At 72.5% G+C, this 18,732-nt stretch carries 19 protein-coding genes; 8 read left to right on the plus strand and 11 right to left on the minus strand.

Annotated features, from left to right (window positions below; all coding sequences use genetic code 11):
- Nucleotides 1–88 precede the first annotated feature (88 nt).
- Nucleotides 89–2,524: a 4-hydroxythreonine-4-phosphate dehydrogenase PdxA gene (gene pdxA / locus ACWDRB_RS09345; protein WP_449892608.1), complete on the plus strand. Its 2,436-nt coding sequence runs from the start codon at nt 89–91 to the stop codon at nt 2,522–2,524.
- Nucleotides 2,525–2,562: 38 nt separating this feature from the next.
- Complete coding sequence (locus ACWDRB_RS09350; RefSeq protein ID WP_350727678.1) at nt 2,563–3,384, plus strand: DeoR/GlpR family DNA-binding transcription regulator; 822 nt, start codon at nt 2,563–2,565, stop codon at nt 3,382–3,384.
- Nucleotides 3,385–3,435: 51 nt separating this feature from the next.
- Here ACWDRB_RS09350 and ACWDRB_RS09355 read toward each other — a convergent pair whose 3' ends face one another.
- The 5 genes from ACWDRB_RS09355 to ACWDRB_RS09375 form a co-directional block, all read right to left on the minus strand.
- On the minus strand, nt 3,436–3,801 hold the full coding sequence (locus ACWDRB_RS09355; RefSeq protein WP_449892609.1) for a hypothetical protein: 366 nt from the start codon (nt 3,799–3,801) through the stop codon (nt 3,436–3,438).
- Nucleotides 3,802–3,841: 40 nt separating this feature from the next.
- Complete coding sequence (locus ACWDRB_RS09360) at nt 3,842–5,842, minus strand: zinc ribbon domain-containing protein (RefSeq protein ID WP_449892610.1); 2,001 nt, start codon at nt 5,840–5,842, stop codon at nt 3,842–3,844.
- 380 nt (nt 5,843–6,222) lie between these two features.
- The gene (locus tag ACWDRB_RS09365; RefSeq protein WP_449892611.1) at nt 6,223–6,600 is read right to left on the minus strand and encodes an SDR family NAD(P)-dependent oxidoreductase; all 378 of its coding nucleotides are present in this window, start codon (nt 6,598–6,600) and stop codon (nt 6,223–6,225) included.
- Nucleotide 6,601: 1 nt separating this feature from the next.
- Nucleotides 6,602–6,781 carry a hypothetical protein gene (locus ACWDRB_RS09370; protein ID WP_449892612.1) on the minus strand — a complete coding sequence of 60 codons (180 nt, stop codon included), beginning with the start codon at nt 6,779–6,781 and terminating at the stop codon, nt 6,602–6,604.
- 219 nt (nt 6,782–7,000) lie between these two features.
- Nucleotides 7,001–8,485, minus strand: a complete 1,485-nt coding sequence (locus tag ACWDRB_RS09375; protein WP_449892613.1) for an IclR family transcriptional regulator domain-containing protein — start codon at nt 8,483–8,485, stop codon at nt 7,001–7,003.
- A gap of 99 nt (nt 8,486–8,584) precedes the next feature.
- Here ACWDRB_RS09375 and ACWDRB_RS09380 point away from each other — a divergent pair, with 99 nt between their 5' ends.
- The 5 genes from ACWDRB_RS09380 to pcaG are packed head-to-tail and all read left to right on the plus strand — an operon-like array spanning nt 8,585 to nt 12,385.
- Entirely contained in the window at nt 8,585–9,334 is a 750-nt protein-coding gene (locus ACWDRB_RS09380; protein ID WP_350727671.1) for a CoA transferase subunit A, read from the plus strand.
- Complete coding sequence (locus ACWDRB_RS09385; protein WP_364249171.1) at nt 9,331–9,960, plus strand: CoA transferase subunit B; 630 nt, start codon at nt 9,331–9,333, stop codon at nt 9,958–9,960. Before ACWDRB_RS09380 ends, ACWDRB_RS09385 begins: the two co-directional genes overlap by 4 nt.
- Nucleotides 9,957–11,105, plus strand: a complete 1,149-nt coding sequence (locus ACWDRB_RS09390) for a thiolase family protein (protein ID WP_449892614.1) — start codon at nt 9,957–9,959, stop codon at nt 11,103–11,105. Before ACWDRB_RS09385 ends, ACWDRB_RS09390 begins: the two co-directional genes overlap by 4 nt.
- Nucleotides 11,106–11,111: 6 nt before the next feature.
- Complete coding sequence (gene pcaH, locus ACWDRB_RS09395; protein ID WP_449892615.1) at nt 11,112–11,864, plus strand: protocatechuate 3,4-dioxygenase subunit beta; 753 nt, start codon at nt 11,112–11,114, stop codon at nt 11,862–11,864.
- Nucleotides 11,861–12,385 carry a protocatechuate 3,4-dioxygenase subunit alpha gene (gene pcaG, locus ACWDRB_RS09400; RefSeq protein WP_449892616.1) on the plus strand — a complete coding sequence of 175 codons (525 nt, stop codon included), beginning with the start codon at nt 11,861–11,863 and terminating at the stop codon, nt 12,383–12,385. Before pcaH ends, pcaG begins: the two co-directional genes overlap by 4 nt.
- A 5-nt stretch (nt 12,386–12,390) precedes the next feature.
- On the opposite strand, the gene ACWDRB_RS09405 is transcribed toward pcaG, so the two are convergent.
- From ACWDRB_RS09405 to ACWDRB_RS09420, 4 genes are all read right to left on the minus strand, one after another.
- The gene (locus ACWDRB_RS09405) at nt 12,391–13,056 is read right to left on the minus strand and encodes a hypothetical protein (RefSeq protein WP_449892617.1); all 666 of its coding nucleotides are present in this window, start codon (nt 13,054–13,056) and stop codon (nt 12,391–12,393) included.
- 68 nt (nt 13,057–13,124) lie between these two features.
- Entirely contained in the window at nt 13,125–13,550 is a 426-nt protein-coding gene (locus ACWDRB_RS09410; protein ID WP_449892618.1) for a hypothetical protein, read from the minus strand.
- A gap of 76 nt (nt 13,551–13,626) precedes the next feature.
- Nucleotides 13,627–15,321, minus strand: a complete 1,695-nt coding sequence (locus ACWDRB_RS09415) for a sensor histidine kinase (protein WP_449892619.1) — start codon at nt 15,319–15,321, stop codon at nt 13,627–13,629.
- 78 nt (nt 15,322–15,399) lie between these two features.
- Entirely contained in the window at nt 15,400–17,259 is a 1,860-nt protein-coding gene (locus ACWDRB_RS09420; protein WP_449892621.1) for a serine hydrolase domain-containing protein, read from the minus strand.
- Between the two features lie 125 nt (nt 17,260–17,384).
- Here ACWDRB_RS09420 and ACWDRB_RS09425 point away from each other — a divergent pair, with 125 nt between their 5' ends.
- Nucleotides 17,385–17,990, plus strand: a complete 606-nt coding sequence (locus ACWDRB_RS09425; protein ID WP_449892622.1) for a response regulator transcription factor — start codon at nt 17,385–17,387, stop codon at nt 17,988–17,990.
- A gap of 7 nt (nt 17,991–17,997) precedes the next feature.
- On the opposite strand, the gene ACWDRB_RS09430 is transcribed toward ACWDRB_RS09425, so the two are convergent.
- Both ACWDRB_RS09430 and ACWDRB_RS09435 read right to left on the minus strand, forming a co-directional pair.
- A complete protein-coding gene (locus tag ACWDRB_RS09430; protein ID WP_449892623.1) occupies nt 17,998–18,189 on the minus strand; it encodes a DUF5708 family protein in 192 nt (63 codons plus the stop codon).
- A gap of 123 nt (nt 18,190–18,312) precedes the next feature.
- Nucleotides 18,313–18,732: a DUF7144 family membrane protein gene (locus ACWDRB_RS09435; protein WP_449892624.1), complete on the minus strand. Its 420-nt coding sequence runs from the start codon at nt 18,730–18,732 to the stop codon at nt 18,313–18,315.

The following is an 18,732-nucleotide window of genomic DNA, read 5'->3' on the forward strand; positions in this document are numbered from 1 at the left end:
TCTAGCGCATTTTGTGCAAGCTGTGACATCATCCAGTCAAGACGAAGGCTGCGCCGACGTGCATGCCTCACTCCGGAGCGGATCGCGCATGAGGGTTCGCAGGGATAGTGAAAGCCTGTTTGAGGTGCATAGATCGAACACATCGGGGGATTCCTTGACGCCCAGGAGAAGCACGGCCGCGCACGATGTCCTCATCGTGGCCGACGACCTCTCGGGCGCGGCCGAGTCGGCAGCGCGAATAGTTATGCGCGGAACACGCACGAGGATTGTTCTCACACACCAGGCCGTGCGGGACGAGTGCGATCCCGCCGACATCCTGGTGGTCGATACCGACTCCCGGCACCGGCATCCCGCCGAGGCCGCCGCGGCGGTGCGTTCCGCGGTCGCCCTGGCCTCGGCCGGGCGTCCGCGGCTGGTCTTCAAGAAGATCGACTCTCTGCTGCGCGGCAACGTCGCGGCGGAGGTGGCCGCGCTCAGGGCGCCTGGGGCCGGCATCGTCGTCGCCCCTGCCCTGCCCGGTCTGGATCGGGTGGTACGCGGCGGCGTGCTTTACCTGGCCGGGGTGGCCCTCCACCGTGCGAACGCCTGGGCGGTGGACGGCGTCTCCCCTCCGGCGTCGGTCGAGGCGGCCCTGGCGCCGCTTCCGGCCCGCGTGCTGGACCTCGCGACCGTGCGATCTGATCGCCTTTCCGACGCGATCGCCTCCTGCGCCGAAGACTCGCACATCGCGCTGTGCGACGCCGAGACGGATGCCGATCTGGACGCCGTGCTGCGTGCCGCGCTGGCCGTGCCGTCGGTGCGGCTGGTCGGATCCGGCGGACTCGCCGACGCGCTCGGGCGTCATCTGCGGAGTCTCGGCACGGCCATCGGGCAGACGGCCATCGGGCAGACGGCCATCGAGGAGCATGAGCCCGTCCCTGCGCATACCGCGCGGCACGGCGACGTGGCCCGCCCGGCGCCGCTCGTCGTGGTGGGCAGCGCCGAGCCGGTCGCGGCCGAGCAGGTCCGCCGACTGGTCGAGGCGGGAGCCGTACCCGTGGCCCTGCCCTTGACGGCGCTCCTCGGCGCACCCTCCGGACGGGACCCCCTCCCCCGCATCCCGATCGGCGAGCGGGCGGTCGTGGCCTTCATCGACTCCGGCGGCGCCGTCCTGCCGGCGGCCTCTCGTGACATCGCGCGGCGGCTGGCCGAGGTCGTCGCGGACGCGGTGCGCGCGTCCCCGCGGACGGTGGACCTCGTGCTGACCGGCGGCGAGACCGCCCGGCGCGTCCTTGACGCCCTTCAGGTGCGGGAACTGACACCGGTCGGACAGGTGCACCCGGGAGCCGTCCACTCCCGGACGCCCGACGGCCGTTCCGTGGTCACCCGCCCGGGCAGCTTCGGGGGAGCCGACTCGCTCGTCGAGATCGTCAGGGCCCTGGCCGCGCGCTCCCTCGCAACCCATGACCCCGCCCCTCCCCAGAACCAAGCGAAAGGTCCCCAAGTGAGCATCACCACCGCCGCCGTCGGCGCACAGCCGCGCACCGCGGCCACCCCGATCATCGCCGTCACCATGGGTGACGGAGCCGGCGTAGGCCCGGAGGTCATCGTCGGCGCCCTCCAAGACCCCCACGTCGCCGAGCTCTGCCGTCCCGTCGTCATCGGCGACGCCGTACGGCTGCGCCAGGCGGCCGACATCCTCGGGATCGACACCGAGATCGTGGCGGTCGACACCGTGGCCGATGCCGTGTTCGAGCCGGGACGCGTCAACGTCATCGATCTCGCGCTGCTGCCGGAGGATCTGCCCTGGGGAAAGGTCTCCCCCGTGGCGGGGGCGGCCGCGTACCACTACGTACGCGTCGCCAGCGGACTGGCGATGGCCGGGGAGGTGCAGGCGATCTGCACGGCACCGCTGAACAAGGAGGCCCTGCACGCGGGCGGCCACATCTTCCCGGGACACACCGAGCTCCTCGCGCACCTGACCGGGATCGACGAGGTGTCCATGATGTTGTCCTCACCGAAGATCCGGGTCATCCACGTCACCACGCACATCGGGCTGATCGACGCGATCGCGAAGATCGAACCCGGCCTGGTGGAACGGACCGTTCGCCGCGGCCACGAGGCGCTGCGGCGGGCCGGGATCGACAACCCGCGCATCGGCGTGTGCGGCATCAACCCGCACGCCGGGGAGAACGGCCTGTTCGGGTACGGGGAGGAGGCCGAGAAGATCGTTCCCGCCATCGAGGTCCTGAAGGCCGACGGCATCGACGTGCAGGGACCGCTGCCCGCCGACACGGCGTTCTTCGTCGCGGGGCGCGGAGACTACGACCTCATCGTGGCGATGTACCACGACCAGGGCCACGGCCCGGTGAAGATCCTCGGCATCGAGGCCGGCGTGAACATCACCGTGGGACTGCCCGTCATCCGCACGTCCGTGGACCACGGAACCGCCTTCGACATCGCCGGAAAGGGCCTCGCCGAGGTCGGTAGCATGATCGAGGCGCTGCGGCAGGCCGCCCAGATGTCTCCCAGCCCGGCCGTCTGACCCCGGGGCGTTGAACGACAAGCCGAGAAGGAGGAGCGTTGTCCAGTAACTCTGAGCGTCGGCGCGCCGAGATCGTGCGTCTGGCCACGACCAGTGGTCTGGCCAGCGTCGAGGAGCTGTCCTCGACGTTCGACGTGACGTCCTCGACCATCCGGCGTGACCTCGCCCGGCTGACCGCGCAGGGGCTGCTGGCCCGCACGTACGGCGGTGCGATGGCCGTCGTCGCGCACCCCGAGGACTCGTTGCGCCAGCGCGTCGGTGACGCCTTCGAGGCCAAGCGCGGAATCGCCCGGTGGGCGGCCCAGCAGATCGGAGCCGGGGAGTCCGTGTTGCTCGACGCCGGCTCGACCGTCGCGGCGCTGGCTCACGAACTGCGCTCCAGCACCCAGCTCCTGATCGCCACCACGAGCCTGACGGTGCTGAAAGAGCTCGACGACGTCGAGGGCCTCCATGTGGAGTGTCTCGGCGGCAGGCTGCGCCACCTCAGCCAGGGATTCGTCGGCCCCGTCACCGAGACCGCCCTGGAGCGGATGTCGTTCGACCGCGTCTTTCTCGGGGCTGACGGAGTCACCGCCGACCGCGGGATCTGCGAGGCCGACCTCCAGCAGACCCGGCTCAAGGAGCTCATGGCGCGCAGTTCCCATAGGACCTACGTCCTGGCGCATGCGGCCAAGCTCGGGCGACGTCCGTTCCACGCCTGGGTCCGGCTCCCCCGGCCCTGGACGCTGGTGACCGACGCCGGAGCCTCGGAGGACGCGCTGGCCCCGTTCTCGGCTGAGGGAGTCGAGGTGGTCGTGGTCGACGCCGAAGGACAGATCAGCAAGCCGAAGCCGGCCGCGGGTCAGCCGATCGCCCCATAACGCGGGTGCCCGAGGTGACCCGCTCCGGCCTTGGTGCAGCGGGGTCCGCGGTCAGACGAGCGGGACGCCCGTGTGCCTCTCCAAGGCGCGAATGAGGCGATCTTGGAAATCTTCGTCCTGCGACGCGGGGTGTGGCGTCTGCACCTGCCGGTGATGCCAGTAGCCGCCGGTGCCCGGGCGCACGTCATGGTGAGTGGCGAGCCACACTTGTGTCTGGTGTCCGGCTGCCAGGTCATCCGGTGCGCCGGCGCCGCCCATGCGTGTGGGGACCCATCCGGGGTCGACCGCATGGCTCGAGGTTCCCTCCCACCGCGACGCGACCGCCAGCGCGAGCGTGGTGACCCACAGCTTGCTGTCGCTGTAGGAAGCGGTGCCGGTGGCCAGCCGTCGCAGGTCGGTGGAACCGCTTCGGTGCATGGAGCTGCTGAGGTAGATGAGCGTCTGCGATTCTCTGTATTTACCTGAGCATTTCGGGCAAGTCGGGCGGGCGTGGCCGTGGCGGGCCGTTTGCGTACTGTCCCAGGGGGAGTACGGGGGTGGCCGCGACGCGGTGGAAGCCGGTCCGGTGGTGAGGATCGCGTACAAGCCCTGTGCGTCCCGCTGGTGGGTGGGCCGCCTGGGGTGCTTGGCCCGCCGGACGCTGTCCCGCCCCGGGCGTGCCGGGGACGGGGGCGGGCACCGTACGCCGGTCGGGCACACGGCTGGATGTCATGGATTTGTCTGAGGTGCGGGTGGGTCGTTTCGGGGTGGGCCGGTTCTTGGACCGGTTGCGAGCCTCTGGGCGGGGGTGCGGGTCGGTTCGGGTGCGACGGGCGCGGCGGGCGGCCCGGGTGGGCCTGCGGGGCCGGCGGGCGCGGGCCACGTTGCCCTCCACCACCGTGCGGATGCTGCGGGCGCCGGTGGTGCGGTCGGTGCGGGTGGCGTGCTGGCCGAGCAGGCCGCGGGCGAGGATGCGTTCGGCCGCTGCCCAGTCTCGACCACAGGACAGGCCGCAGGCCGGACAGTACGCCCACGCCCAGCCTTTCTCGGTGAGCCGGTCGGGAGCCGGGCAATGCTGGAGGATGGAGGTGCCCTGGCCGCAGCGGGAGCAGTACCGGGAGGTGCCGCGGGCCGGGACGGTGACCACGGCAATCGCGCTCTTGGCCGCCAGATGCCGGATCGCCTCCACGACCTGCCCGCGCACCTGCCCCGACAGGCGCGCGTTCGCGCGTCCCCGGCGCCCGCGCGCTTCCAGAGTGGCCAGGTCTTCCAGATAGATCACCGTCGCCCGGGCGGCGAGGGCTTGGTCGAGGGCCCAGCGGGCCGCCGACCAGGCCAGCGCCTTGTTCAGATGCCGGATCTTCGCGCACACCCGCTCGTGCTCCACCGCGATGACCTCATACGCCGTGGCCAGTGCGGCGAAGCGCGGGTCGGCGGGCGTGATGCCCGCCAGCAGCCTTTCCAGGTGGGTCTTCTTGGCGGCCAGGTGCTCGCGCTCGGCCCGCAGCCGGTGCAGCTTGGCCGACACGCCGCTGGCGTCGTAGGCCAGCGGCCGCCCATCCGAGACGACCCGCCCCTCGCCCGTCAGATGTCCGATCGTGCCGGTGAGCAGGGTATTCAGCCCCCAGTCGAAGCCGCACCCGGCCACGTGGCCGGTGGCGGGCGCGACGCCGATCGGGATCTGGAACGGCAGATCGACCCGCACCCGGCCCCTCTTCACGCGCAGAGTGGGCGAGCACAGTTTCGCCTCCGGCGGCACGGTCGGTGGCAGGACGATGGGCAGCAGGTGCCAGGCCCAGTCCCTGGCGGAGGCGGGGCAGGCGGTCAGGGGCAGCTTCACCCGCAGGCGGGCGCTGCGGGTGCCGGTGCGCTCCAGAGCGGCCAGTTGCCGGTCGGCCGCGGCCAGCACGATCTGCGCCGCACACGCGGGAGGCTCCTCCAGCTCGGTCAGATCGTCCGGCAGTACGCCGTCGTGGGCGTCGCGGTAGGCGCGGATCTGCCGCGTGCGGTTGCGGATCTCCGTCGCGCCCACCCCGCCCGGCAACACCGCCCGCAACGCCGCCCATTCGGCATCGGTGCGCTTGCCCGCCTCGCGCGGCCAGGCCGCCACGATCGCCGCCACCACCGCGCGACGGTGCAGCGCCAGCCGCAACAGACGCGCCGCCTGCTCTTGGGCGCACCGCAGCACCCGATCACACACCTGCACGCCCGAAGCCGGGCCCACACTCCAGCCCAGCCTGCGCAGAGCCATCCAGCCCTTGGCCGGCAACGCCCGCCCGTCCAGCCCCACCCCAAAGGCCAGCGCATCCAGATCCGCCGCACTCCACCGGGCGGCCACGATATCGGCGCTCAGGTCCCCCGCCAGGCCGGTCAGCCAGGCCACCCGCTGCACCAGCAGCGCCTGCGCAACGACCTCGCCGGTCTTGTCCACGATGGCGCCATAGGCGGTACAGGTCGCGGTCGCGGTGAGCTTACTCATTCATCCACCGCCCCCCGGTTGCCGGGGCAGGGCCAAAAGCTGACGAGAAGCGATCGGGCGCCATCTCCGCCGTGCTTGACGACCGGCACGCCCGCAATGCTGGCACCCCCGCCCCGGCTCCGAGTTTTACTGTCAGTGACCGTTAGACTACCAACATTTGGCCATGTCGGGTAGAACATATGAACGACATGACGCCCGCCTCACTCCGACCCGCCTGGCCAGAACCGGCCACCACCCGTCACGCCACCAGGGCCTGAAGGCTCGGGCGGCGTCGCGAGACAACCAGATCGCCAGACGCCTCACCTACGCCTACAGCCGGGCAGGATGATCCAACCCGGGGGTCGGCCGTCGCCGCCAACCCGAAGAGCGCCACTACGAGATCAGAGCAGACGCTGAGGTTTCCATAGCGAACATGAGGAGCAGCCCATACCCTGCCCGGTTTGTCCATCAGGACCGTCAAGCATGTACGGCGCGACGGTGTTGACGATGCTCGCTTCGGGAGAGGGCATGGTGCCGGCGTTGTGGATGACGGCGTCGAAGCGGCCGAACCTGCGGGCTTGCCGGGCAACGTCGTGGATCTCGTTCAGCTCGGCGAGATCGCCGATGACGACGTCTTTCCACCGGGCGGTGTCGTCCGCGCCGGTGAGACGGGCCTGGTTGCGGACGTGGATGACCACGTCGTGCCCGCCGTCGGCCAGCGCGTTCGCCGTATCGTGCCCGAGCCCGGTGGATGCCCCGGTTACCAGGATCAGTGCCATGTCAGTCCTCTCGCGCCTGTGTGGCAGGCGCGGTCACGCGCTGCCGGCTCCCGAACCCCTGGGTGGCTGCCCAGCCGGCCAGGAGGGCGAACCTGTCAGCGGACGGTGAGCCCTCTTCGACCGGATCCTCGCGCTCCTCCACGCGGACGTCTCCGGCGGTGTGCATCACCACTTGCCGCATGACCGTTCTCCTTGCTGTTTCTCGCATCGACACTCGCGCAGGCCGACAACGACTTCGTCAATGGCGCGCCATCCGCACCTTTCGCGATCCATCGAACCCGGTGAACGCGCTCACTGGCAGGGGCTGACAGCACCCCCCAGCCGGACCATCCGTTCCCGGCCGAACGGCGTCCTGTCCCGGCCCGGCATCTGACCGCCGCCGTCACCAGACGGGTACGTCCTAAGTCGTCCAGGGCGTCACGGGGATGTGCCGCAGGTCGGCGGACATTTTGGCGGCCGTCTCGGCCAGCGCGGGCAGGACGTCGCGGAGCAGGTCGGCGCGGGTGGCCCGGCTTGCGTGGGTGGCGACGTTGACGGCCGCGACCACCCGCCCGTCCCGGCCCCGGACCGGCACCGCGATGGACCGGACCCCCTCCTCCAGCTCCTGGTCGACCAGCGCGTAGCCGTCCTCGGCGGCCTGCCGGACGGCGGCCCGCAGCCGGTCGGGCGCCGTGATGGTGTGGCGGGTCAGCGGCTCGGGCGCGATGGCGGCCACCCGTTCTTCGGGCTGGTCGGCCAGGAGCACCCGGCCCATCGAGGTGGCGTACGCGGGGAAGCGGGTGCCGACCGTGATGTTGACGGTCATGATGCTCACGGTGGGCACGCGGGCCACGTACAGGACGTCGTCGCCCGACAGCACCCCGACCGAGGCGGACTCGTGGACGCGGGCCACCAGGTCGGCCAGGTGCGGCTGGACGACCTCGCCGAACGTGCGCTCGGACAGGGCGGCGTAGCCCAGCTCCATCGCCTTGGGGAGCACGGCGAAGCGGGAGTCGTCGCAGGCCACGTAACCCAGCCGGGCCAGCACCTGCAACGATCGCCGCACGGTGGCGCGCGGGAGCCCGGTGGTCTTGGCGGCGTCGGCCAGGCTCAGCCCGCCGCAGGCCGAGCCGAGCGCCACCAGCACGGCCAGGCCGCGAGCCAGCGACTGCAGGTATCCCGCGCCCAACTCCTCCTTCGCGGCGCGAGAAGGGTCCGCGGGGGCGGGTGCCAGAGGGGGCCGGGGCGCCGGCTCGGTCAGGGCCGCCTCCATGGCCGCGACCGTCTCGCGCAGCCGGGGCAGCGCGTAGTCGCGCAGGCTGGCGGCGGTGTGCCGGCTGGTGTGGCTGACGACGCTCACCGCGCAGACCGCCTCCCCCCGCGGGTCGCGTACGGGCACCGCGACCGCGACCAGGCCCGGCTCGATGAGCTGGTCGTCCTCGGCCCACGGCGCGGCGGGGTCGCGCAGGGCCAGGCCCGCCGCGCAGCGGTCGGCGGGCAGCAGGTCGCCGACCCGGAAGGCCACCGACATGGTGCGCCTGCGGGTGAACTGGCCGATGAAGCGCACCCCGTCGCCGTCCGGGACGGCCAGCGACACGGACTCGTCCAGCTCCGCCGCGAGCCGCTCGGCCGGCGGCGCGAGGGGGTCGCGCAGGCCACCGCAGGCGAGGTACGCCTCGCCCAGCTCCATCAGGCGCGGCGCGGGCAGCAGGTCACGCCCCTCCGCGCGGACGTAGCCGAGGTGGACCAGCGTGGCCAGCACGCGGTCGACCGTGGACCTGGCCAGGCCGGTGGCGCGTACGAGGTCGGTGGCGCGCACCCGCATGGGGCGCGAGCGCCCGGCGGCATCCGCCGTCAGCGCCCGAAGCACGGCCAGGCCGCGTTCGAGGGTCCCCGCAGGCTCCATCGGCCCTCCTTTGACACGGGCGCGGTCACGTACGCATACTCGACATCACAATAGTGAACTAAAGTTCACTATGCGAACACTCCCGATGAATGGAGCGTCGTGCGGAGAGACAAAGTGGTCGCGACCGCGGAGGAGGCGCTGGCCGGCGTGTCGGACGGCGCGTCGTTCGCGGTCGGCGGCTTCGGGCTCAGCGGCATCCCCAACGTCCTGATCCAGGCCCTCTACACCACCGGCGTGACGGGGATCGGCGTGGTGTCGAACAACTGCGGGGTGGACGGCGGCGGCCTCGGCATCCTGCTGGCGGCCGGCCGCATCGCCCGCGTGACGGCCTCCTACATCGGCGACAACAAGGAGTTCGCCCGCCAGTACCTCGCCGGGGAGCTGGAGGTGGAGCTGACCCCGCAGGGCAGCCTGGCCGAGCGGCTGCGGGCGGGCGGCGCCGGCATCCCCGCCTTCTACACCCCCGCCGGGGTCGGCACGCCGATCGCCGACGGCGGCCTGCCCTTGCGCCACAACCCGGACGGGTCGATCGCGGTGGCCTCGCCGCCGAAGGAGGTCCGCGAGTTCGACGGCCGCTCCTACGTGCTGGAGCGCAGCATCACCACCGACTTCGCGCTGGTGCGGGCCGCCAAGGGTGACCGCTTCGGCAACCTGGTCTTCAACAAGGCCGCCCGCAACTTCAACCCCCTCGCCGCGATGGCCGGGCGGGTCACGGTCGCCGAGGTCGAGGAGCTGACCGAGCTGGAGCCGGACGAGGTGCACCTGCCCGGTGTGTTCGTCCAGCGCGTCCTGGTCCTGACCCCCGAGCAGGCGACCGACAAGAGCATCGAGAAGAGGACCACCTCGTGAGCTGGACCAGGGACGAGATGGTCGCGCGGGCGGCGGCCGAGCTGCGCGACGGCGACTACGTCAACCTCGGCATCGGGCTGCCCACCCGCATCCCGTCGTTCCTGCCGCCCGACGTGGACGTGATCCTGCACTCCGAGAACGGCATCCTCGGCGTCGGCCCCTACCCCGCCCCCGACGCGCTGGACCCCGACCTGATCAACGCCGGCAAGGAGACCGTGACCGTGCTCCCGGGCGCGTCGTTCTTCGACTCCTCGCTGTCGTTCGGGATGATCCGGGGCGGCCACATCGACGTGGCGGTGCTGGGCGCGATGCAGGTCTCGGCACGGGGCGACCTGGCCAACTGGATGGTGCCCGGGAAGCTGGTCAAGGGCATGGGCGGGGCGATGGACCTGGTCCACGGCGCGGGCCGGGTCATCGTGATCATGGATCACACCGCCAAGGACGGCACGCCGAAGATCGTCAAGGAGTGCTCGCTGCCCCTCACGGGGAAGGAGTGCGTGCACCGGATCATCACCGACCTCGGCGTCCTCGACGTCACCGGGGACGGGCTGAGGCTGGTCGAGACCGCGCCCGGGGTGAGCGTGGCCGACCTGCGCGACCGCACGGAAGCGGAGGTAGCCGTATGAACACCGTCTACATCGTGGACGCCGTCCGCACTCCCTTCGGCCGCCACGGCGGGGCGCTGGCCGGCATCCGCCCCGACGACCTGGCCGCCCACGTCGTCAGGGCCGTCGCCGAGCGCAACGGCGTGGCGGCCCCCGACGAGGTGATCCTCGGCAACGCCAACGGCGCCGGCGAGGAGAACCGCAACGTCGCCCGCATGGCCGCGCTGCTCGCCGGCCTGCCCGTGACCACTCCGGGCGTGACCGTGAACCGGCTGTGCGGGTCCGGCATGGAGGCCGTCATCCAGGCGTACCGCATGATCGCCCTCGGCGACGCCTCCACCGTGATCGCCGGCGGTGTGGAGTCGATGACCCGCGCGCCGTGGGTGCTGCCCAAGCCGGACCGGGCGTTCCCGGCCGGCGGGCAGGAGCTGGTCTCCACGACGCTCGGCTGGCGGCTGGTCAACCCGAGGATGCCCGCCGAGCACACCGTGCCGCTGGGCGAGGGCGCCGAGCTGATCGCCGACCGGCACGGCATCGCCAGGGCGGAGCAGGACGCCTACGCGCTGGCCAGCCACCAGAAGGCGGCCAAGGCGTCGTTCGAGCGCGAGATCGTCCCCATCGGCGGCCTGACCAGGGACGAGAGCATCCGCGAGGACACCGGCCCCGACCAGCTCGCCCGGCTCAAACCGGTGTTCAGAAAGGACGGCGGCACGGTCACCGCGGGCAACTCCTCCCCGCTCAACGACGGCGCGGCCGCCCTGCTGCTGACCGACGAGGCGGGGCTGCGCGGCCGCGAGCCCCTGGCCAGGATCGTCGCCGGCGCGGCCGGTGCGCTCGAACCCCGCTACTTCGGGCTCGGCCCGGTCGAGGCGTCGCGCAGGGCCCTGGCCAGGGCGGGCAAGGGGTTCGGCGACCTGGCCTCAGCCGAGCTGAACGAGGCGTTCGCCGCGCAGGTGCTCGGCTGCCTGGCCGAGCTGCCCGACCTCGACCCCGCCATCGTCAACCCCGACGGCGGCGCCATCGCCCTGGGCCACCCGCTCGGGGCCTCCGGCGCCCGCATCACCGGCACCCTGGCCCACCGGCTCGCCGCCGCCGGCTCCGGCACCGGGCTCGCGTCCCTCTGTATCGGCGTCGGCCAGGGCCTGGCCGTCGTCCTGGAAAGGTAGCCGCAGATGACCCCGCCCCTCACCCAAGCCGACATCGACCGCGAGATCGCCGAAGTCCACAAGGCCCGCGAAGGCGCGGAGGCCGACCATCCCGATCGCGACTTCGCCCCCTACCGCAGCAGCGTGCTGCGCCACCCCAAGCAGCCGCTCGTCACGCTGAAGGACCCGGAGGCGGCGGAGCTGGCCGGGCCGGTCTTCGGCGTCGCCGACGTCGCGCCGTTCGACGCGGACCTGACCAGGCAGCACGCCGGCGAGCCGCTCGGCGAGCGGATCACCGTCCAGGGGCGGGTCCTGGACCGCGACGGCCGCCCGGTACGCGGCCAGCTCGTGGAGGTCTGGCAGGCCAACGCCTCGGGCCGCTACCTCCACCAGCGTGACGACCATCCCGCGCCGCTCGACCCCAACTTCTCCGGCGTGGGCCGCTGCCTGACCGACGACGAGGGCCGCTACGCCTTCACCACGATCAAGCCCGGCGCGTACCCGTGGCGCAACCATGTCAACGCCTGGCGGCCCGCGCACATCCACTTCTCGGTGTTCGGCACGGCCTTCACGCAGCGGCTGGTGACCCAGATGTACTTCCCGAACGACCCGCTGTTCCGATACGACCCCGTGCTCAACTCCGTCACCGACGAGCGGGCCCGGCAGCGGCTGGTCTCCGCCTACGACCACGACCTGTCCGTGCCGGAGTGGTCGCTGGGCTACCGGTGGGACATCGTGCTGGACGGCCCCGCCGCGACCTGGATGGAGGAGGGCCGATGAACCCCACCCCCTCGCAGACCGTGGGCCCGTTCTACGGCTACGCGCTGCCGATCCCCCGCGGCGGCGACGTCGCCGACGGCGGGATCACCGTCCACGGCCACGTCTACGACGGCGCGGGCGAGCCGGTGCCCGACGCGCTGCTGGAGTTCTGGCAGGCCGACCCGTCCGGCGGCCTCGCGGGCGCGCCGGGCACGCTCCGGCGCGACCAGGTCACCGGCGTGCTGCTGGGCCGGCGCGGGGTCGACTTCACCGGGTTCGGCCGGGTGGCCACCGACGCCGACGGCGGCTGGGCCCTGCGCACGCTCCCGCCCGGCAACGGCTACATCAGCGTCTGCCTGTTCGCCCGCGGCCTGCTCCACCACCTCTACACCCGCATCTACTTCACCCAGGACGCCTTCCTCGGCTCGCTGCCGCCGGAGCGCGGGCGGACGCTGGTGCCCGTGGAGGAGCGTACGGGCGTCTACCGGTTCGACATCCACCTGCAGGGCGACGAGGAGACCGTCTTCCTGGACTTCGGCTGATCTCCTCAGACCAGGCCCACCATGAAGCCCTCGTCGCGGATGCCCAGGTAGATGGCCGGGCGGTACTGCCGCATGGCGTGCTCGATGACCGGGATGTACTTGGGGTTCGAGCCCAGCGGGAGCCGGTAGCCGTTCTTGACCGTGTGGAACTCCCACAGGTGCTCCATGTCCGGGTGGCGCGCGCGGAAGCCCGGGTCGGCCGGGAAGAGGTCGAGGCGGACCATCGTCTTGCGCATGATGTAGTCGGCCAGCTTGACGCGGCGCTGCTGCGTGCGCGAGATGCCCACCCCGGACAGCTCGGCCCACGGGGCCGCCCACGGGCGGCCTTGGGGGTCGTCCCAGCGCACGCCGTGAACGTCGAAGACGAGCTTGCGCGGCCGGCTGAGCTTGCGCCAGGTGATGATCGGCAGCAGCCCGATGAACAGGAAGATCAGCCCGAGGACCAGGACGGCGACCGCGGAGCCCGCGCCGCCCGTCGTCTGCCCGGTGAGCGCCGAGAAGACCGCCATGAGCCCGAGGGCCCCCGCGACGGAGCCGCCGATCAGCGCCTTCACCTTGGCGTCGCCGCCGACGTCGATCACCACGGGAGGCGGCGCGAAGGCGGGCTGCTGCTGCGGGGGGTAGGGGGCGTTGAAGTGCTGCGGTGGCTGCTGCTGGGGGCCGTACATCATGAGACGGCAGGTTAGCCGGGATCGCCCGTTGTGCCGTGACGCTTCGTACATTTGCGAAGCATCCAGAGTCACCCGGACTCGGCGGGGCGGATCTCGGTGAACAGGCGCAGCGTCACCGGCCGCAGCCGCCACCTGGGCCAGCGCAACCGCAGGGGCGAGAACCTGGCCGTGAGGACGATCTTCAGGTACGAGCTCCCGGTCCATCCCACGGGCACCCGCGCGCAGAGCCCCGACACCTCGGCGCGGGCCGCCCGCCCGTCCAGCAGCAGCCGGCTGCTCCCGCGGACCTCGGATCCGCCCTCCAGGCTCACCGACTCCCACAGGAGCTCCGGCGCCCCGGGCAGGGAGAGCCGCAGCGTGAAGCCCGCCAGCGACCCGGCCGGGCTCAGGTAGAAGGAGCCGTCGAAGTCGCCGCTCCCGAGACCGGCCGAGAGCGTCGCCTCGCTGGCGTCCATGGCGATCCGCCAGGCGTTGGGATCGGTATAGGGGATCAAGGGGCTCACCTCGCTGTCCGGTAAGACGCGTCTACACAGACAAGACGTCGTAGCCCCCGCGAATGTGACAATCGGGTCAGCGTCGCGCGGGCACGGTCGCGTCGAGCCGGAAGCGGTGATCCCGGGAGGCGGTCGTGAGGCGGCCGCCCCGGGCGGCGAGGCGGGCGGTGAGGTTGGCGACGCCCTGGCCGGGCTCGGCGGGGCGGCCGGTGACGCCGTCGTTGTCCATGCGCAGCCGTACGAGGTCGTCGCCGGTGGTCAGGGCGATCGTCACGTGGCGGGCCTCGCTGTGCCGCAGCACGTTGGTGGCCGCCTCGCGGACCACGACGGCGAGCAGGGCGTCGACGCCGGCGGGCAGGGATGCGGGATCGGGGTCGATCTCCACGGTCGCGCCGGTCGCCTCGAGGACCTCGCGGGCCGAGGCCAGCTCGGCGCGCAGGCTGAGCCCGGGTTCGCCGTCCCCGGGGATGGCGCGCAGGTCGGCCAGCGCGGTGCGGGCCACGGTGACGATGCCGGCCAGCTCGGCCTCGGCGCGGGCGGGGTCGCGGGCGGCCAGCTCGGCCTTGACGGTGATCGCGGACAGGCCGTACCCGATCAGGTCGTGGACGTCCTGGTCGATCCTGCGCCGCTCCCGGGCCGCGGCCAGCCCGGCGAGCGCCAGCCGCGACTCGCGTACCTGGTAGACCAGCCGCGTCACGGCGGTCAGCCCGTAGAACATCGCCGACAGGCCGACCACCTCCACCAGGGCCGCCGGGACGCCCGCGGCCGAGCCGGACCGGGCCAGCAGCACCGCGGGCACGCTCGCCACCACCGCCGCGTACAGCGCCCACGCCAGGCGCGGCGCGGGGATCACGATCAGCAGGGCGGCGGCGGCCCAGCCGACGAGCTGGTAGTAGGGACGGTCCGGTTCGAGCAGCGGCAGCCACGCGAGCAGCAGTTGCGCGGGCAGCGTCCAGGCGGCGTGCCTCGGCCGGACGCCGGGAGGCCGTGGCAGCGCGTGGTACGCCTGCAGCGCGACCACCGCGATGACCGCGGCCCAGTACGCCACCCGCAGTCCGGCCGGCACCGGCGCGCGGGCGATGACGATGATCGCGGCGACGGGGACCCACAGGTAGACCACCGTCAGGATGGGCAGCGCGAGCCGCGGGGTCAGGTCGCCGGGCGGCGGGATCGGCGGCGGTTCGGGGCGCTGCCTGACCTGCCGCGCGGCCCGCCGGGTCAGCGGCGGGATCTCCCCGGCCCGCCCGGCGGCGGCCAGCTCGATGACGCGGGACAGCGTGGACCCGAGCACCGCGTCCAGGTCGTGGCCGGCCCGCTCGCGCTCCTCGGCCACCGAGCGCGCGGCCAGCTCGGCCCGGGTGGCGTGGAGCTCGTCGCGCAGGTCGCTGAGCCGCGTGAGGGCGAACACGACCAGCCCCTGCGTGGCCGTGTTGCCCACCGCGTTGACCCAGACGTAGGCGTCGGCGCCGAGGTTCACGGCGCCCGCGGCGGCCGTCACGCCGCCGAAGAGCACCCACCGCAGCGGCCCGCGGGCGACCAGGAGGACGGAGGCGGCGAAGAACGCCGACGGCCCGCCGAACGGCACCGGCCCCATCCAGGCGAACAGCGCTGCCTGACCGGCCACCAGCCACCAGCCCCGCAGCCGCCGGGTCCGCGGGAGCGAGCACAGCAGTTGCAGAGCGAGGGAGAGCAGCGCCGGCACGCCCGGCAGTCCTGCGGCCGGGGGGATCACCAGGAGGAGGAGCACGACCAGGATGATGAGCGTGGACACTCGATCCCCACCGCGAGACGACCTTCACCGTTTCGCGGCCAAGCATCCCACAGCGCGGGTCCGGGTCCCGGGCGGGGATCAGCCGAACACACCCCCGACCATGTGGTATGCGTACGCGACGGCCATGAAGCCCGCAGAGACGAGCGCGAAGGCCGTGTAGGAGATCCGCCCGGCCGGGCCCCACCAGCCCTTCCACCAGGCGCCCGCCGAGCAGGCCAGGACCCCGCCGCTGAGCACGAACGCCGTGGACGAGGCGATCAGGGCGGCCGTGAGCAGCGGGGACCCGAGGAAGATGGCGTCGGTCGGCGCGATGACGATCGTGACGGCGAGGCCGTACGCGAAGACCAGGACGAGCACGCCGGTCAGCCAGGCGAGCCACCACGCGGCCCGGTGCCGGGCGGGCCTGCCCCGGAGCCTGCGGACGAGCGCCGCGACCGGCATCCCGAGCCCGGCGAGCACGAACGCGGCCAGGCCCGCATACACCAGCCACACGTGCAGGCCGGCGGCCGAGCGTTCGAACGTGGCCGCCTCCTCCTGGTGGCCGCCCGCGAGCAGGCCGTGGCCGTCGAAGGCGATGCGCTCCTGTCCGCCCCGCTCGGCGAACAGCCCCGGCCCGACGAGCTGCCACGTCTGCACGGGTCTGGCGGGGTCGCGGGACAGGCCCGTCGTGGTGATCGTCCCGTCCCCCGCCGCCTCCACGCTCACGTTGCTGAACAGCGCGCCGAACCTCAGCAGGTCGCCGCGGATCCGGGTCGAGGTGTACGTCCCCGCGTACGCCGAGGTGTCCCCGCGCACCGGCCGCGGCTGCTCCGGCCTGCCGGGGAAGTAGCGGTCGACGATCCGGTCGACCAGCTCGGCGGCGGCGGCCGCGGAGTCCTCGCCGTTGTAGACGGCGTACACGCCGGTCCTCTGGTCGGGCAGCAGGGCCAGGACGTGGTGGAAGCCGTTGATGTCGCCGCCCTTGGAGAAGATCCGGCGCCCGTTCCTGGACGTCTCCTCCAGGCCGTACCCCATGCCGGGGAGCCGGTCGTCCTGCGTGTAGTGGCGGGTCATCATGGTCGTGCCGACGTTCCTGCCCAGGCGGGGGTCGTCGCCCAGCAGCGCGATCATCAGCCGACCCATGTCGGCCGCGGTGGTGACGGGCCCGGCCCCGGAGGCGGGCGACCCGTAGTAGCGCTTGTACGGAACGTCCCCGTTGTATCCCCGGGCCAGGGTGCCGAGCAGGGCGGCGGGCAGCGGCGCCTTGAACGACGTCCCCTCCATGCCCAGCGGCCCGAGGATGCGCGAGCGCACGTACTCGGAAAACGGCCGGCCCGAGGCCACCTCGACCAGGTAGCCCGCGAGGTTGTAGGCGTAGTTGTCGTAGGCGAGGACGGTCCCCGGCGGGCGCACCCGCTCCGGCCGGCCGTTCTTGACGACCTCGGCCAGGGGCTCGGCGGCGCCGGGGTCCTCCCAGGACGAGCCGAGCACGCTGTCCGCGAAGCCGGCCGTATGGGTCAGCAGGTGCTCCAGGGTGACCGGCCGCCCGGGGAAGGTGTTCTCGATCTTGAAGGTCCTCAGGTACGTGTTGACGTCGGCGCGCAGGTCGAGCTTGCCCTCCTGGACGAGCTGGAGCGCGGCGATCGCGGTGAACGTCTTGGCCGTCGAGGCGGTGAAGAACCCCGTGCGGGCCGCGTCCACCGGAACGCGCCCGGCCAGGTCGGCGTAGCCGTACCCGCGGGAGAAGATCTGCCGGCCGCCCGACACCACCGTGACCGCCGCGCCGGGGATCCCGTGCGCGGCGAGCTGGGCGGGCACCACCTGGCCGACCAGCGTTCCGACGTCCTCCAGGTCGGTGGAGGCGGCGGCGGCCCCGCCGGACAGGCCGCACACCAGCAGCCCGGTCGTCAGTGCGGTCGTCAGTACGGTCGCCAGGCCGAGGAACAGGGCTTTCTGCATGCCTCCCAAGATCGCGAACCCGGCCGGTCCCGGACCAGTGCCAGGCACCTCGATCCGGCAGGTGAAACGCACGAACCGGACATCGGAAATATCATGGTCCCCAAGCTTCGGGGGGGGAGTCGAGAGTGATCCGGGTGCTGCTGGCCGAGGACCTGCATCTCATCCGCGGGGCGCTCGCCTCGCTCCTGCGCCTGGAGCCCGACATCGAGGTCGTCGCCGAGGCGGCGGACGGGGACGCGGTGCTGCCCGCGGCGCTGGCGCACCGGCCCGACGTGGCCGTGCTGGACGTGCAGATGCCCGGCATCGACGGCATCGAGGCCGCCGCCGCGCTCCGCGAACGGGTCCCCGGCTGCCGCGTGCTCGTCCTCACCCAACTGGGCCGCCCGGAGGTGCTGCGCAGGGCGCTGGCGACCGGCGTCCAGGGGTTCATGCTGAAGGACGCGCCGCCCGCCGACCTCGCCGCGGCCGTGCGCCGCGTCCACGCGGGCGAGACGGTGGTCGACCCCGCCCTCGCCGCGGCCACCATCGCGGCCAGGGCGAACCCGCTGTCACCGCGCGAGGTGGACGTGCTGCGCCGGGCCGCCGGCGGCGACGACCTCCCGGAGATCGCCGCCGCGCTCCACCTGACCAGGGGCACGGTACGCAACTACCTGGGGGCGATCGTCACCAAGCTCGACGCCCGCAACCGGCTGGACGCGGTCCGCATCGCCACCGAGGCCGGCTGGCTCTGACCCGCCGTCAGGCGCGCTCGCTCCGGGCCATCCGGTAGAGCCCGTACGCGGCCTCGATCGCGCCGAGCACCATCATGACCACGCCGATCTTCGACGGGGTGAACACGACGATCTCGACGTCGAGCCCGAACAGCCACAGCGCGAGCCCGATGACGAAGACCGCCAGTCCGGTGAGGAACGTCTTGCGGGCAGGAGCCATGGGGACCTCTTTCGATCAGGACCGTTTCCAGCAACGCTAGCGACGGCCCGGGTCTCCAGGCTTCCTGCCCGCTGAGGAGATCGGCGTACATCCTTCGGGTGACGCCACGGGACCTCGTGATCGTCACGCGGGAACGCCGGTGGCCCCCTTGGGCGGCGCGATGAGGCCGTACATGACCAGGGCGCAGAGCGCGATCGCGATCACCGACCAGAGCGGGAAGGCCACCATGAAGGCGAAGTGGCCGATCATCGCCAGCCCGGCCAGGACGACCCCGGTCCACCGGGCCCAGGTCTGCCCGGCCAGCACGCCGAGCCCCACCGCGAACATCAGGACGCCGATCGCCAGCCAGATCACGCCCCAGGCGGTGTAGTTCCACACCAGGAGGCGGCCTCCGGGCGTGACGAAGAAGTACGTCTTGAACAGGGCTATGACGCCCTCGATGATGTTGAAGATACCCAGCACCATCGAGAGGGTGCCGGCGAATCCGAGCCAGCCCGAGTAACCACCACGGTGGAATGCGAACGGTGACGTTGACGTCGCCAT

It is taken from the genome of Nonomuraea sp. NPDC003707, from assembly GCF_053587055.1.

What these genes read in the sequence shown, in the direction of transcription:
- ACWDRB_RS09375 (WP_449892613.1), bottom strand. Translation starts at nt 8,485, where the DNA reads ATGGAGCCTGCGGGGACCCTCGAACGCGGCCTGGCCGTGCTTCGGGCG.
- ACWDRB_RS09435 (WP_449892624.1), bottom strand. Translation starts at nt 18,732, where the DNA reads ATGGCGACGTCAACGTCACCGTTCGCATTCCACCGTGGTGGTTACTCG.
- ACWDRB_RS09390 (WP_449892614.1), top strand. Translation starts at nt 9,957, where the DNA reads ATGAACACCGTCTACATCGTGGACGCCGTCCGCACTCCCTTCGGCCGC.
- pdxA (WP_449892608.1), top strand. Translation starts at nt 89, where the DNA reads ATGAGGGTTCGCAGGGATAGTGAAAGCCTGTTTGAGGTGCATAGATCG.
- ACWDRB_RS09365 (WP_449892611.1), bottom strand. Translation starts at nt 6,600, where the DNA reads ATGGCACTGATCCTGGTAACCGGGGCATCCACCGGGCTCGGGCACGAT.
- pcaG (WP_449892616.1), top strand. Translation starts at nt 11,861, where the DNA reads ATGAACCCCACCCCCTCGCAGACCGTGGGCCCGTTCTACGGCTACGCG.
- ACWDRB_RS09355 (WP_449892609.1), bottom strand. Translation starts at nt 3,801, where the DNA reads ATGCACCGAAGCGGTTCCACCGACCTGCGACGGCTGGCCACCGGCACC.
- ACWDRB_RS09430 (WP_449892623.1), bottom strand. Translation starts at nt 18,189, where the DNA reads ATGGCTCCTGCCCGCAAGACGTTCCTCACCGGACTGGCGGTCTTCGTC.
- ACWDRB_RS09370 (WP_449892612.1), bottom strand. Translation starts at nt 6,781, where the DNA reads ATGCGGCAAGTGGTGATGCACACCGCCGGAGACGTCCGCGTGGAGGAG.
- ACWDRB_RS09360 (WP_449892610.1), bottom strand. Translation starts at nt 5,842, where the DNA reads ATGAGTAAGCTCACCGCGACCGCGACCTGTACCGCCTATGGCGCCATC.
- ACWDRB_RS09420 (WP_449892621.1), bottom strand. Translation starts at nt 17,259, where the DNA reads ATGCAGAAAGCCCTGTTCCTCGGCCTGGCGACCGTACTGACGACCGCA.
- ACWDRB_RS09405 (WP_449892617.1), bottom strand. Translation starts at nt 13,056, where the DNA reads ATGATGTACGGCCCCCAGCAGCAGCCACCGCAGCACTTCAACGCCCCC.
- pcaH (WP_449892615.1), top strand. Translation starts at nt 11,112, where the DNA reads ATGACCCCGCCCCTCACCCAAGCCGACATCGACCGCGAGATCGCCGAA.